Origin of the sequence: Streptomyces mayonensis (genome assembly GCF_018982965.1) — a bacterium.
Lineage (GTDB): Bacteria > Actinomycetota > Actinomycetes > Streptomycetales > Streptomycetaceae > Streptomyces > Streptomyces mayonensis.
The window spans coordinates 33,120-46,282 of sequence record NZ_JACBYP010000063.1; the positions used below are offsets into that span (position 1 = coordinate 33,120).

A 13,163-nucleotide genomic window follows, 5' to 3' on the forward strand; every position below is an offset into this window, starting at 1 on the left:
CTCCCGGCACGGCCCGAATGCCGCAGTATGCCGCAGCGCGCGCACGTTCCTCTGGAAAATGCCAAAGCGCTCACCAGATGCGTGCACTTTCCGTAGTCTCAGCGTCACGTTCGCGGTACAGCCGTGCAGGGGGAGGGGATCCGGCGTGCCCGGAATCGACGAGAGTCTGCTGGAGGCCATGCGACTGCCCGGTGCGCGCGGCGCGTCACTGGTCGACTGGATCAGCGGACTCGCCCTGGGCGCCGTCGGCGAGGCGCCGGGCGGCGACTGGGAGGCGACAGCGGCGGAGACGGCCGAACTGGCACGGCACGTCGCGGAGAGCGGCTCCCTGTCGGCGGGCGGCTCCGCAGGCGATCCGGAAGCGGCCCCCGGGCCCGGCAAGGCGCCCGAGGTCGAGGACCTGATCGCCACCACCGCCGACGCCTACCACCTGCTGAGGTTCGTCAGCACGCCCTTCGACAGCACCGTCTTCCTGCACCTGTGGCTCGCCCGCCACGACGGAAACCTCGCCCTGGCCCGCATCCGGCTGGCCGAGATGGCAGAGCGACTGGTGCTCGGATGACCGGGGCGGCGACCGGGGCGACGACCACCTGGAGGGCGCACGAGACGATGTCTGCCGCTCTCGGCACTCTCGCGGCCCAGGGCGCGACCGGTGCCCTGTCGGGCGAGCGCGGCATCGTCTACCTCTCGGCCGGACGTGTCGTCCACGTCGAGTCGGCGTTCACCCCCGACCTCGGGGCACTGCTCACCCGCAGCGGAGCCGTCCCCGCTGACGGCTGGTGGGACGCGGTCGACCGGGGCGGGGCCCAGCACCGGGTCGGACGCCGGCTCGTCGACAGCGGGCGGCTCGCGGCCGGCGCGCTGGAAGTCTGCCACCTGGGCGCGTTGTTCGACGCCGCCTACTTCGTGCTCGCCCACGACACGCGCGCACGCCGCTTCCGCCCCGGCGCGGCGCACTGGCTGGGGGCGGTGCGGTCCGTGCCGGTGGACACCGTCGTCCGTGAATCCGGGCGCCGGCGCTCCCTCCTCGACCGCATCTGGCCGGACTCCGCGATCGACACCGTCCCGCTGAGCCGGGTGCCGGGCGCGGGCACCACGGACCTGCCGGCGCGGCGCGTCCGCACCCTGACACAGGTCGACGGCGTCCGCACCGCCGCGCAGATCGCGTCGGCGCTCGCCTGCCGGACGTACCACACCCTCGTCGAGCTGCGCCGCCTGGCCGCCGCCGGTCTCGTCACCGCCGCTGCAACCGCGGCCCCGAGCGCCGCGCCGCCCCCGAGCGCCGCCCCGCCCCCGGCCGGCGTCCCGGATCCGGTCGGCACCGTGTGGGACGACCCGGACACCGCCCTGCTCCGCAGGCTCCGTGACGCCCTGGAGGCCCTGTGATCCGCGCGCGCCGCAGGCGTGACGAAAGGAGACTGCTCATGGCCGTCGAGAGCGACGTCCTGGAGGAACTGCACCGACTGCGCAACCGTGTGCCCCAGCTGACCGGGTCGCTGGCCGCCACCGTGGACGGGCTGGTCCTCGCCCACGACGCGCCGGGCACCGAACCCGAGGGCCTCGCCGCGCTGACCGCCGCCGCCCTCGGCGTCGCCCACCGCACGGCCGACGCAACCGCACGCGGCGGCTTCCGGGAACTGCTGCTGCGCGGCGCTGACGGCTACGTCGCCACGTACGCCGCCGGCGGCTCCGCCGTGCTCACCCTCCTCGCCGACGGCCGGGTCAACGTGGGCCGGCTGCACCTGGAGGGCCGGCGCAGCGGCGCCCGGATCGGCGACCTCGTCGCCACGCGCACCGGCCCCGACCGCGTCGCCTCCGCGGCCGCCGAGCGCGACACGGAGGCCGCCGCGGACCCGGCCCGGCCCATCGGCACCCTGCCGGTGCGCGCCCCGCAGCGGCCCGCCCACCAGCCGGCCCCACGGCCCGGCGGCCATCGCCGCCCCACCTGACCGACCGCCCGACCGATCGCGTACGCACTGAACACATCCGGAAGGAAAAGGAACCCATCATGGCCAACCTGGAGACCTCGCTCAAGGAATGCCTCAGCGCCATCGACGGGGCGACCGCCGCCGCGCTGGTCGACTACACCAGCGGTATGGCCCTCGGCACGCTGGGCGGGACCAAGGAGTTCAACCTGGAGGTCGCCGCCGCGGGCAACACCGACGTCGTGCGGGCCAAGCTGCGCACGATGGAGCACCTCGGTCTGAAGGAGGAGATCGAGGACATCCTCATCACCCTGAGCAGCCAGTACCACATGATCCGTCTGCTCAAGGGCCGCGGCGATCGGTGGCGGCCGGTCGGTCACTGCCGGGCCCCACCGCCGTACGACTCAGGCGCCGCTCTCCCGGAGCATGTCCTCGCGCTCCACGTACTTCACCCGCTCGCGCCCGTGCGGCTCGCCCTGCGCCCGCTCCGCGGCGTCGAGGCGGTACCACCCGTCCCACGTGGTGTAACGGACGTTGCGCTCGGCGAGGAAAGTGTCCACGGCCTCCGGGTCGGGCGAGGCCGGCGTCTGAAGACGCCCGTTCGCGAAGTCGTCCAGCAGGTTGGACACCGTCTCGTTGGCGTCGCCCTTGGTGTGGCCGATCAGGCCGACCGGGCCGCGCCGGATCCAGCCGGTGACGTACGTCGAGTCCAGGTGCTCCCCGGACTCCTGGACGACCCGGCCGCCCACGTCCGGCACGGTGCCCGAGTCGATGTCCCAGGGCAGCTTGGGCAGCTGGTCCGACAGGTACCCGACGGCACGGTAGACGGCCTGGACGTCCCAGTCCTTGAACTCGCCGGTGCCCTTGACGTTGCCGGTGCCGTCCAGCGCGGTGCGCTCGGTGCGCAGCCCGACGACCCTGCCGTCCTCGCCGAGGATCTCGGCGGGGGACTCGAAGAAGTGCAGGAACAGCTTGTGCGGGCGGTCGCCGACGTCGCGGATCGCCCAGTTCTCCAGGGTCTTGGCGACCATGTCGGCCTGCTTGTTGCCGCGCCGCACCGCGATCGAGCCGTCGTCGTAGTCGATGTCCTCAGGGTCGACGATCACCTCGATGTTGGGGGAGTGGTCCAGCTCCCGCAGCTCCATCGGGCTGAACTTCGCCTGGGCCGGCCCGCGGCGGCCGAAGACGTGGACCTCCAGCGCCTTGTTGGCCTTCAGCCCCTCGTAGACGTTCGGCGGGATCTCGGTCGGCAGCAGCTCGTCCGCGGTCTTGGCGAGGACGCGCGCGATGTCCAGGGCGACGTTGCCGACACCGAGGACGGCGACCTTCTCCGCCTCCAGGGGCCAGGTGCGCGGGAAGTCGGGGTGGCCGTCGTACCAGGCGACGAAGTCGGCCGCGCCGTAGGAGCCGTCCAGCTCGATTCCGGGGACCGACAGGTCGCGGTCCGCGGTCGCTCCCGTGGCGAAGATCACACCGTCGTAGAAGGCGCGGAGGTCGTCCAGGCTGATGTCGGTCGGGTAGTTCACGTTGCCGAAGAGGCGGATCTGCGGCTTGTCGAGCACCTGGTGCAGGGCCGTGATGATGCCCTTGATGCGCGGGTGGTCGGGCGCGACGCCGTAACGGATGAGTCCGAACGGGGCGGGCATGCGCTCGAAGATGTCGATGGCCACACCGGGTTCGGCGGCCGCGTCGGACTTCAGCAGGGCGTCGGCGGCGTAGATCCCGGCGGGGCCGGATCCGACGATGGCCACCCGCAGAGGGCGGGGCATGGTGGATTCCCTTCGAGCGGTAACAGATCGACTCCGGAGCAGCCTAAGCTAAGGCAAGCCTAAGTCGGTACGCGGGTCCGGTCTATGACGCCATAAGGGCGGCTTATGGGATGTCATGCCTCGGACTTATGGGCGCCTTCCTGCCGCCAAGGGTGCCACGGGCGCCACGGGCGTCGGCCGAGGGGCCTCTCCGTGCCGGTCGGTCGGGGCCGGCCGGGTTTGAAGCCCGGGTCCCGGGTGACGCAGGCGTGAGGCGCGGCGACCGTTCGTGCCGTCCTGGCGAGGGGAGAGCACGTGCAGCGTCCGGACGACGGCACGGACCCGAACCGGTGGCGGGCCCTCTGGGTCACCCTGGTCGCCGGTTTCATGACCCTGCTGGACGTGACGATCGTCGCCGTCGCGCTGCCGTCCATGCAACAGGGGATGCACGCCTCGGCGGCGGCCGTGCAGTGGGTCGTCTCCGGATACGCGCTCGCCTTCGCCCTGAGCCTGGTGACCGCCGGCCGGATCGGCGACGCGTTCGGCAGGCGCCGGGTCTTCCTGGCCGCCCTGGCCGCCTTCGTGCTCTTCAGCGCCGCGGCGGGCGCCGCACCGGGCATCGGGCTGCTGATCCTCGCCCGGCTCGCCCAGGGAGTGGCCGCGGGCTGCCTGGCCCCGCAGAACTCGGCACTGATCCAGCAGCTGTTCCGCGGCGCCGAACGCGGGCGCGCCTTCGGGCTCTTCGGGGCCACCGTGGGCGTCTCCAGCGCCGTGGGCCCGGTCGTCGGCGGGCTGATCCTCGCGCTGGCCGGGCCCGAGGGCTGGCGGTGGATCTTCTATGTGAACGTACCGGTCGGCGCGGTCGCGCTGCTGCTCGGCCTCCGGCTGCTGCCCCGGGTGGAGCCCGGCGGCCGGGGGCGTCTCGACCCGGTGGGGGTGGTGCTCCTCGGCTGCGGGATCCTCGCCCTGATGCTGCCGCTGGTGCTCGCCGAGGGCGGCGGGCTGACCGAGGTGTGGTGGCTGTTCCCGGTGGGACTCGCCGTCCTCGCCGCCTTCGCGGGCTGGGAGCGCCGGGTCGTCCGCCGGGGCGGCGAGCCGCTCCTCGACCCCCGGCTGCTCACCGAGACCCGCGGTTACGCCACCGGCGCGGGCCTCGCCGCCCTCTACTTCGTCGGGTTCAGCGGGGTGTGGCTGGTGTTCGCGCTCTTCTTCCAGAACGGGCTGGGCTACTCGCCGCTGATGTCCGGCCTGGCGGTGACCCCGTTCGCCGTCGGGGCGGCCGTCGCGGCGGCCGTGGCGGGCCGCCTGGTCGAACGGCTGGGCCGACTGCTCACGGTCTGCGGGCTGGTCGCCGTCATGGCGGGCCTCGGCACGACCGCCCTGCTGCTCTGGCTCGCGCCCGCCGACCGTGCCGCCTGGCTCGCCGTCCCGGCCCTGCTGCTCGGCGGGCTCGGCAGCGGCTGCGTGATCTCCCCGAACATCACCATGACACTGCGCGACGTCCCGGTGCGGATGGCCGGCGCGGCCGGTGGCGCCCTGCAGACGGGGCAGCGCCTGGGCGGGGCAGTGGGCACCGCTGCGCTGCCGGGCCTCTTCTACCTCACCCTGAACGCGACCCACGAGGACTACCAGGAGGCCGTGGCCCTGTCGGTGGGGTCCGGTGTCGCCGCGATGCTCTGCGCGCTGGCCGTCGCGGTCCGCGACTGGCGCCGGGACCGGCCCGGGAACGGGAACGAGGGGGGCGGGGAGCGGGAGGAGGGCGGGGGCTGTCCGCCGGAGAAGTGCCACAGCCACACCCACGCCGAGCAGACCTGACCCGTCCCGGACCGCACTCCCGGACTGGACCTGGATCTACTCCGGCGATCTACCCCGACCTGGACCCGCCCCGGCCCGGACCTGCCCCAGACCGGACAGTCCGGATCTGACCTGCCGCCGGCTCCGGACTCCTGCCGCCGGTTCCGGACCGTCCCGGACCGGCCCCCCAGACCTGACCTGCCGCCAGACCGGACCCGCTCAGCGGCGTTTGCCGAACTTCCGCAGCATCTGCTGCGCCTGCGCGCGGCGGCGCGGGTCCGAGGCCACCCGGCGCGCCTGCTCGGCCGCCCGTCGTCCCTGCGGGCTCCGCGCGAACTGCTTGATCCGGTCCAGTACCGAGGCCATGAATGCTCCTACCGAGTCGACGGCACACCTGCTTCGCCGTCCTCCTACCCCGCGCTCCCGCGGCCACCCCCGGCGCGGTCCGCGGGTTTGAGGTCGCGGTGAACGGCGACCCGCGGGGGCAGTACACCGCAAGCCAACGCCGAGAGGTGAACACTGTGGCCGGCAACCAGAAGTCCAGGGCCAGGGCCGAGCAGGCCAAGGGCAAGGCCAAGGAAGCGCTCGGACGGGCCCTCGGCAACGAGCGGATGACGGCCGAGGGCCGTGCGGAGCAGTCCAAGGGCGACGCCCGGCAGGCCAAGGAGAAGGGCAAGGACGCGTTCCGCCACTGAAGCCACCGGAGCTCCCGAAGGCACCGAAGGCACTGAAGGCGGCGCGCACCCGGCACCGCAACGGGCCGCGGAATCCGGCACACGGCCGGTTCCGCGGCCCGCGTCGTGCCCGGCGGGCCCCTGCGAGGGGGCGGTGGCGGGGTTCGGGGAACGGCTCAGCCGATGTGGTAACTGTCCCCGTAGACCTGCCAGTCCAGCGGCGGTTCGAGGTCGAGGTTGCCCTCCCGCAGGAAGACGCGCTGGGCCGTGTCCACCCGGCTGGTGTCGCTGTGCGCCTCCTCCTGCTGCATCGCCCACACCCGCTCGTCGAGGAAGGCGTCGAGGTAGGCGACCTCGTCACCGCCCTGGGCCGGCGGCAGGGCCCGGCCCAGTGCGCGCCGGCGGATGCTGCCGAAGCTCAGGTCGTCGCCGCCGTTGCCGTGCATGACGATCGCGTCGTAGTACACGAACTGCCCCAGCGTCCGCAGCCCGTCGGCCGTGCCCTGCGCCACGGCCGGGTCGAAGTAGACGCGGTCGCGCTCGTCGTCCTGCGCGCGTTGGAACTCCGGGTCGTCGGCGGCCCGCCGCCAGTCGTCCGGGAAACCGGGGTCGAGGCCCTCGTGCGAGTCGGTGCCGTCGACCGCGCGCAGCGCCGGCAGATAGCCCGCGAGGACGTTGCCGGGACTGCGGTCGGCGTACAGCTGCACCAGATCGAGCATGTCGCCGGTGCCGGAGCAGAAGCCGATGATGCCCGCGGTGTAGCCGCGGCCGTCGCCGATGTCCTCGATGTAGCCGTACTGCGCCTTCCAGTCGAGCGAGGAGTTCTCCGCGCTCGACACCAGTTGCATGGCGATCTCCTTCTTCGCCGGGTCGTCGAGCCCCGCCGCGCGCGCGGGCGCCGCCGCGGCCCGCGAGGGGGTGAACAGGGGAACTGCCGCCAGGGACGCGCACGCCATGGCGAGCACGGTACGGCGCGAGGTGCCTTCGGGGCGCGCCGGGTCGCTGTGGGGGTGCCTCACGGAATCTCCAGACGAGTGTGGGGGGTTGGGAGTGCCGGGCACTGATAGGAAAGTTTCCTACCAGAAAAAGAGCGTGCTGGGCACCCGTCGGGACCGGATTCGGTACGGAACCGGGCCGCCGCCCGCGTCCGTCAGGGCATCGGCTGCTCGGCCCAGATGACCTTGCCGCCCGGCGTGTAGCGGGTGCCCCAGCGCTCGGCGAGCTGCGCGACGAGGAACAGCCCGCGCCCGCCCTCGTCGGTCATGGCCGCGTAGCGCAGGTGCGGCGAGGTGCTGCTGCTGTCGAACACCTCGCAGATCAGGCTGCGGTCGCGCACCACCCGGACGTGCACCGTCTCACCGCCGTACCGGATCGCGTTGGTGACCAGCTCGCTCAGGACCAGCTCCGTGGTGAACGCCAGCTCGTCCAGGCCCCACTCGGCCAGCCGTCCGGTGACCTGGGAGCGCACCTCGCCGACCGCCGCAGGATCGTTCGGCACCTCCCACTCGGCGACCCGGTCGGAACCGAGCGTGCGGGTACGGGCGACGAGGAGCGCGATGTCGTCGCCCGGCCGGTCCGGGAGCCTGGCGTCCAGGACGGTGCGGCAGGTCTCCTCGGGCGTCTCGCCGGCCGTCTCCAGCGCCCGGCGCAGCTGATCGAGACCGACGTCGATGTCGTGCCGCCGGTCCTCGACGAGGCCGTCGGTGTAGAGCACCAGCCGGCTGCCCTCCGCCAGCCGCAGCTCGGTGGTCTCGAAGGGGAGGCCGCCCAGCCCCAGCGGGGGACCGGCGGGCACCTCGGGGAACTCCACCACACCGTCGGGCCGGACCAGCGCCGGCGGCGGATGACCCGCTCGGGCGACGGTACAGGTGCCGGACACCGGGTCGTAGATCGCGTACAGACACGTCGCGCCGGTGACCGGGGCGGTGCCCTCGTCGGTCGGCTCGTCCTGGTCGATGCGGCCGACCAGCTCGTCCAGCAGACCGAGCAGTTCGTCGGGCGGCAGGTCCAGGGCGGTGAAGTTGTGCACCGCCGTCCGCAGCCGCCCCATGGTGGCTGCGGCGTGCAGCCCGTGCCCGACGACGTCGCCGACCACGAGCGCGACCCGGGCCCCGGACAGCGGCAGCACGTCGAACCAGTCACCGCCGACCCCGGCCTGCGCGGGCAGATACCGGTAGGCGACGTCCAGGGCGGTCTGGTCGGGCATCCGTCGGGGCAGCAGACTGCGCTGGAGGGTGACCGCCATGCTGTGCTCGCGGGTGTAGCGGCGCGCGTTGTCGATGGAGACCGCGGCCCGCGCGACCAGCTCCTCGGCGAGCGCCAGTTCGTCCTCGTCGAACGCCTCCGGCTGCCGGGAACGCCAGAAGCAGACCACCCCGAGCACCAGGGTGCCGGCGCGCAGCGGCAGGGCGATGAGCGAGTGGACGCCGTACTCCATCACCTGGGTGGAGCGCTCGAGGTCCTGCGCCTGCCAGCCGGGCGCGTCGACGAGGCGCGGCTCCAGCTGGGGCCGCGCGGTCTCCAGGGCCCTGCTCTGCGGCGAGGACGCCACGAAGCGGATCTGCCGGCCGATCGGGTAGAGCGGTACGTCCCCGGTGATGCCGCCGAGCGCGCAGCGGCGCAGCGGCGTCGCGCCCTCCGGCTGGCCGCCCGCCAGCACGGCGTCGAAGAGGTCGACGCTGACGTAGTCCGCGAAGCGCGGCACGGCCAGCTCCGTCAGCTCCTCGGCGGTGCGGGTCACGTCCAGGCTGGTGCCGATGCGCACACCGGCGGAGTAGAGCATGTCCAGCCGTTCCCGGGCGGTCTCGGCCCGCCCGGACAGGGCCCTCAGCTCCGTGGAGTCGCGCAGCGTGGCCACGCTGCCCGCCGGGCCGCCCCGTACGTCCGTGGGCCGCTGGTTCACGGCCAGCAGCCGGTCCTTGACCAGGTGGACCTCGTCGGTCGCCACCCGTCCCGAGGCCAGCAGCTCGGCCGCGTCGTCCGGCAGCCCGAGACCGGAGACGTGCCGGCCCTCGGCGTCGGCGGGCAGTTCGAGCAGGCGCTGCGCCTCGTCGTTGGCCAGGAGCAGGCGGCCGTCCGGGCCGGTGATGAGGACGCCCTCGCGGACGCTGTGCAGAACCGCGTCGTGGTGTTCGTACATCTGGGTCATCTCGTGCGGGCCCAGGCCGTGCGTCTGCCGCAGCAGCCGCCGGGCGACGAGCGCCGTGCCCGCCGTCGCCGTCGCCAGTGCCAGCCCGCCACCCGCGACGACGAGTACGAGCGGCAGCTGCCGCTCGGCGGCGCCGCCCACGTTCTCGGTGGTGATGCCGGCCGAGACCAGGCCCACGACGGTGCCGTCGGACGCCTTCACCGGCACGATCGCCTGGACCAGCGGACCGATCGTGCCGTCGATCTCCTCGGTCACCGTCTTCCCGGCCAGTGCCGGGCCGATGTCGCCGACGAACGTCTTGCCGATGCGGTCGGACTTGGGATGGGTGTAGCGGATGCCGTCGGTGTCGGTGACGACCACGAAGTCCACGCCGGTGGCCTTGCGCGCCGCCTCCGCCCGCGGCTGGAGCACCGCAGAGGGGTCGGGGCCGCGCAGTGCCTCCTGGAGGCCGGGGGAGACGGCGAACGTCGACGCCACGGCGACGGACCTGTTGCGGGCCTCCACCGTGCTGTCGTGCCGTACCTGGAGCACCAGCGCGACCGCCGCGGCCACCACCAGCAGCAGCACGATGACCACGTTCATGACGAAGACCTGTCCGGCCACACTGCGGCCGGACAGCGCCCAGCGCAGGGCCGAGGCATACCGCCCGGCGCCCGTCCCCCGTCGCGGCCGGTCCGCGTTCCCGCGCTGCCGGGCGTGCGAGCCGCTGGGACGACGGGGTGACCGCTCTCCGGATCGACCCATCAGTCGCACCATGAGCCCATGTCTACACTGCCGGGGCACGGGAGGCGAGGGGCGCCCCCTGCGACGTGGCGGTACGCCGGAGTCCGGCCGGACGGCCCTCTCACCGCGGGCCTCCGGGTCCCGGGCGGCGCGCGGCGAGCAGGAGGGCGATGTCGTCCCGCCGGTCCGCGGTGTGCCGGGCGCTCACGATGAGGCGGTCCGCGACCTCCGCCAGCGCGGGGCTCCCGGGGCGCGGGGCGGGTGCGCCGGCCGCGCCCAGCGCCAGCCGGAGCGCGGTGATGCCCTCGTCGATGTCGGTGCCGGGCCGCTCCACCAGCCCGTCCGTGTACAGGGCGAGGACGGCACCGGGCTGGATCCGGAACTCGGTCAGCGGATAGGACGCGTGGGGATCCACGCCGAGTACCACGCCGCCGGGCAGGTCGAGTGTCCCGGTCCGTCCGTCCGGGTGGCGCAGGAGCGGCGGCGGATGGCCCGCACGGGCCGCGCGGGCCCGTCCGGTGGCCGGGTCGAGCCGGATGTAGCAGCAGCTCGCGAACAGGCCCGGGTCGAGATCGGTCAGCAGGTGGTTGACGCCGTTCATGACCTCGTCGGGCGATCGGTCGCCCAGGGCGAAGGCGCGCACGGCGCTGCGCAGTTGGCCCATCGTCGCCGCAGCCTGCACACCGTGCCCCTGGACGTCCCCGATGACCAGGGCCATCCCGTCCCCGGAGGCGACCACGTCGTACCAGTCGCCGCCCACCTCCATGCCCTGGGTGCCCGGCAGATACCGTCCCGCCGTCTCCAGCAGGGGATGCTCGGGCAGCCGCCGGGGCAGCAGCACCCCCTGCAGTCCCCGGGCGAGCGCCGTCTCGGACTCGTAGCGGCGGGCCTTCTCCATGGCGTGCGCGATCAGACCGGCGAGTGCGGTCAGCACCGAGCGCTCCTCGGCACTGAAGCCGCGGGCGCGGTCGAAGCCGAGGATGCAGGAGCCGACCGGGCGCCCGGAGGCGATCAGCGGCAGGTAGGCGCGGGCGCCCACCGTGGCGTCGAGCGGCATCTCCGGGTAGGCGGCGGCCAGGTCGTGCATCGAGTCGAAGAAGAGCGGCCGGCCGCCGGTCAGGGCCTCGACGCCGGGCAGGCGGGCGTCGAGCGGTACGTCCTGCAGAGCGGCGAGGAACCCGGGCGGGAAGCCCGTCTCCCACGCCAGGTGCATGCGCCGGTCCTGGAGCACGTAGAGGGCGAGCCGGCGGCCGCCGAACGCCGACTGCAGTTCCCGGAAGACCACGGCCGACACCTGGTGCGCGGTGACCGCCTCGGTCAGGGCCACCGCCAGGACGATGGGCCGGTACCTCGGCGAGGTCGACGCGATCGGCGGCCCTGGATCGTCGGGCTCCGGCTCCGTCTCCCCCTCCGGCGTCGCCCGCTCGGCGCCGCGTCCGGCGGAGACGTCGGCCCCCCGGTTGGCCGGGCGGAGCGTGCCGGTCAGGAAGTCCGGGCCCGCGTACAGCGAGGTGACCAGCCAGTCGCCCTCGAAGGGCCGTGGGGCCGTGCGTCGGCCGGTGCCGGGCGGGCGCCGGACATGGAAGCGGACCGGCTCGGGGGAGAGCAGGGCGCCGCGCAGGTGGTCCCCGTAGGCAGGCTGGTCGAGCCAGGGCACGGCCTCCCACAGGGGGCGGCCGAGCAGCTCCGCCCGGGACCGGCCCAGGAGTTCGGCGGCGCGCGGATTGACGTACACAAGCGTGCCCATCCGGTCCAGGCAGAAGATCCCCTCCGGCAGCAGGTCGGCCGCCGCGTCGGCCACGGCGGCGGCGAACGGATCGCGCACGCTGCCGCGTACCGGGCCGCCCACCGGCGGCGCGCCCTGCGGTCGCCACAGCTCCACCAGACGCAGCGACCCGTCCGCCGTCCGGACGTAGAGCGGCAGGTGGGGCGGCCGGCCCGCGGCCGTCTCGCGCAGCGCCGCCGACAGCCGGTGGCCGTCGCCCGGGGCCATGACGGCGGTGAGCGCTCCGAGCGCCACCGTGGGCGCCGCCGCCGGTCCGAGCAGGGTGCGCAGCGGTTCGTCGAGGGTGACGGAATCCGTGTCCGGGTCCCACGCGAAGCTCCCGGCGCGCTGCCGGCGGCGGCCCGAGGCGGGCGGCGGGACGCTCAGGGGCTCGCCCTCCCAGGCGACCGCCGGCTCCTCGCGGCCGGCGTCCAGCCGGTCCAGGGCGGCGCCGAGCTCCTGCGAGATCCGCGCCATCCGGTCGGCACCCTCCAGCAGTTCGGCCGCGTCCGCGACGGCGGGGCGCAGCACGGTCAGCACCCCGTGGGTGCGTTCCGCGCCGGCGACGGGCACGAACAGGGACCCGAACGGGAAGGGAAGTCCCGCCGCGAACTGCGGGTAGCGGCGCATGGTCTCGGCGGCGTCCGGCAGCAGCACGCGCACCCCGCGCCGGAAGGCGTCGGCGACCGGGAACGGGCTGTCGGAGTGCAGGCGCCACCAGGGCCGGAACAGCGGTCCGGGCAGCCCGGCGAGGACGGCCAGCCGCAGCAGACCCGGAGCGCGGGACCGCAGGTAGACGCCGCCCACCCGGCCGTCCGCCGCGCCGATGGACCGGGCACAGGCGTCGAGCAGCAGGGCCGTCAGCCGTTCCGGCGTCCGGCCTCCGTCCTCGGCGCCTGCACTCATCGGCTCCACCTCGTCCGTGCGCCGCCACGCATGCGACACAGCAAGAATGCTCCATTTTGCCCAGATATGCGCACGCGGTCGGCCCGCACGGGTGAGAGCGTGCTCCGCCGCCCGGCGGACGGGGAGTCCGTGACCTCCTGCCCGACGACTGCGTCGGCCTCCGGTCCGCTGCGACAGCGCCTCCGCGGTCCCGCCCGACGGCCGGCGGAACCTCCGGCGCTGCGCCGGCCGGCCGGTGCGAGCCGTGCGGTCGCGTACCCGGGGGCCGCGGACCTGAGCGACGGCTGGGACAGCCGGGAAGGCTGAGACGGCTGAGACGGCTAGGACGCACAGGTCACCGTCACCGCGGGCGTCGGCCCGGTCGGCACCTGGGCCACGACGGACACCCTGCCCCAGTGGCTGCCGGCGGCCCCGCAGTCCTCCGCAGTCCCCAAGGGCCCCCCCCCCCCCCCCCCCCCCCCGCCCCCCCGGGCCCCCCGC

General features: G+C 74.3%; 10 protein-coding genes and 1 pseudogene. 6 read left to right on the forward strand and 5 right to left on the reverse strand.

Features of this window, described 5'->3' with window-relative positions; translation table 11 throughout:
* Positions 1-145 precede the first annotated feature (145 nt).
* From HZS56_RS22660 to HZS56_RS22675, 4 genes and pseudogenes are all read left to right on the forward strand, one after another.
* Positions 146-562, forward strand: coding sequence for a hypothetical protein (locus HZS56_RS22660; RefSeq protein WP_216722607.1), 417 nt, complete (start codon positions 146-148; stop codon positions 560-562).
* Positions 559-1,386: a hypothetical protein gene (locus HZS56_RS22665; protein WP_374201197.1), complete on the forward strand. Its 828-nt coding sequence runs from the start codon at positions 559-561 to the stop codon at positions 1,384-1,386. Before HZS56_RS22660 ends, HZS56_RS22665 begins: the two co-directional genes overlap by 4 nt.
* Before the next feature lie 38 nt (positions 1,387-1,424).
* Positions 1,425-1,949, forward strand: a complete 525-nt coding sequence (locus HZS56_RS22670) for a roadblock/LC7 domain-containing protein (protein WP_216722609.1) — start codon at positions 1,425-1,427, stop codon at positions 1,947-1,949.
* Positions 1,950-2,008: 59 nt separating this feature from the next.
* Positions 2,009-2,281 (forward strand): annotated as a pseudogene (locus HZS56_RS22675) (hypothetical protein); the annotation flags it as partial.
* A 48-nt stretch (positions 2,282-2,329) separates the two neighbouring features.
* On the opposite strand, the gene HZS56_RS22680 reads toward HZS56_RS22675, so the two are convergent.
* Entirely contained in the window at positions 2,330-3,694 is a 1,365-nt protein-coding gene (locus HZS56_RS22680) for an FAD-dependent oxidoreductase (protein ID WP_216722610.1), read from the reverse strand.
* 294 nt (positions 3,695-3,988) lie between these two features.
* On the opposite strand from HZS56_RS22680, the gene HZS56_RS22685 reads away from it, so the two are divergent.
* The gene (locus tag HZS56_RS22685; RefSeq protein ID WP_216722611.1) at positions 3,989-5,488 is read left to right on the forward strand and encodes an MFS transporter; all 1,500 of its coding nucleotides are present in this window, start codon (positions 3,989-3,991) and stop codon (positions 5,486-5,488) included.
* 198 nt (positions 5,489-5,686) lie between these two features.
* Here HZS56_RS22685 and HZS56_RS22690 read toward each other — a convergent pair whose 3' ends face one another.
* A complete protein-coding gene (locus HZS56_RS22690) occupies positions 5,687-5,833 on the reverse strand; it encodes a hypothetical protein (protein ID WP_216722612.1) in 147 nt (48 codons plus the stop codon).
* Between the two features lie 155 nt (positions 5,834-5,988).
* Here HZS56_RS22690 and HZS56_RS22695 point away from each other — a divergent pair, with 155 nt between their 5' ends.
* Positions 5,989-6,162 carry a CsbD family protein gene (locus tag HZS56_RS22695; RefSeq protein ID WP_216722613.1) on the forward strand — a complete coding sequence of 58 codons (174 nt, stop codon included), beginning with the start codon at positions 5,989-5,991 and terminating at the stop codon, positions 6,160-6,162.
* A gap of 155 nt (positions 6,163-6,317) precedes the next feature.
* Here the strand turns inward: HZS56_RS22695 and HZS56_RS22700 are convergent, their stop codons facing one another.
* From HZS56_RS22700 to HZS56_RS22710, 3 genes are all read right to left on the reverse strand, one after another.
* Positions 6,318-7,160 carry a chitosanase gene (locus tag HZS56_RS22700; protein ID WP_216722614.1) on the reverse strand — a complete coding sequence of 281 codons (843 nt, stop codon included), beginning with the start codon at positions 7,158-7,160 and terminating at the stop codon, positions 6,318-6,320.
* A 131-nt stretch (positions 7,161-7,291) separates the two neighbouring features.
* Positions 7,292-10,033: a SpoIIE family protein phosphatase gene (locus tag HZS56_RS22705; RefSeq protein WP_253914686.1), complete on the reverse strand. Its 2,742-nt coding sequence runs from the start codon at positions 10,031-10,033 to the stop codon at positions 7,292-7,294.
* 100 nt (positions 10,034-10,133) lie between these two features.
* The gene (locus HZS56_RS22710; RefSeq protein ID WP_216722616.1) at positions 10,134-12,683 is read right to left on the reverse strand and encodes a SpoIIE family protein phosphatase; all 2,550 of its coding nucleotides are present in this window, start codon (positions 12,681-12,683) and stop codon (positions 10,134-10,136) included.
* Positions 12,684-13,163: the final 480 nt, after the last annotated feature.

Excerpts from the sequence above, each read along its gene's own strand:
- HZS56_RS22680 (WP_216722610.1), bottom strand. The coding sequence starts at position 3,694 with ATGCCCCGCCCTCTGCGGGTGGCCATCGTCGGATCCGGCCCCGCCGGG.
- HZS56_RS22705 (WP_253914686.1), bottom strand. The coding sequence starts at position 10,033 with ATGGGTCGATCCGGAGAGCGGTCACCCCGTCGTCCCAGCGGCTCGCAC.
- HZS56_RS22690 (WP_216722612.1), bottom strand. The coding sequence starts at position 5,833 with ATGGCCTCGGTACTGGACCGGATCAAGCAGTTCGCGCGGAGCCCGCAG.
- HZS56_RS22710 (WP_216722616.1), bottom strand. The coding sequence starts at position 12,683 with ATGAGTGCAGGCGCCGAGGACGGAGGCCGGACGCCGGAACGGCTGACG.
- HZS56_RS22665 (WP_374201197.1), top strand. The coding sequence starts at position 559 with ATGACCGGGGCGGCGACCGGGGCGACGACCACCTGGAGGGCGCACGAG.
- HZS56_RS22670 (WP_216722609.1), top strand. The coding sequence starts at position 1,425 with ATGGCCGTCGAGAGCGACGTCCTGGAGGAACTGCACCGACTGCGCAAC.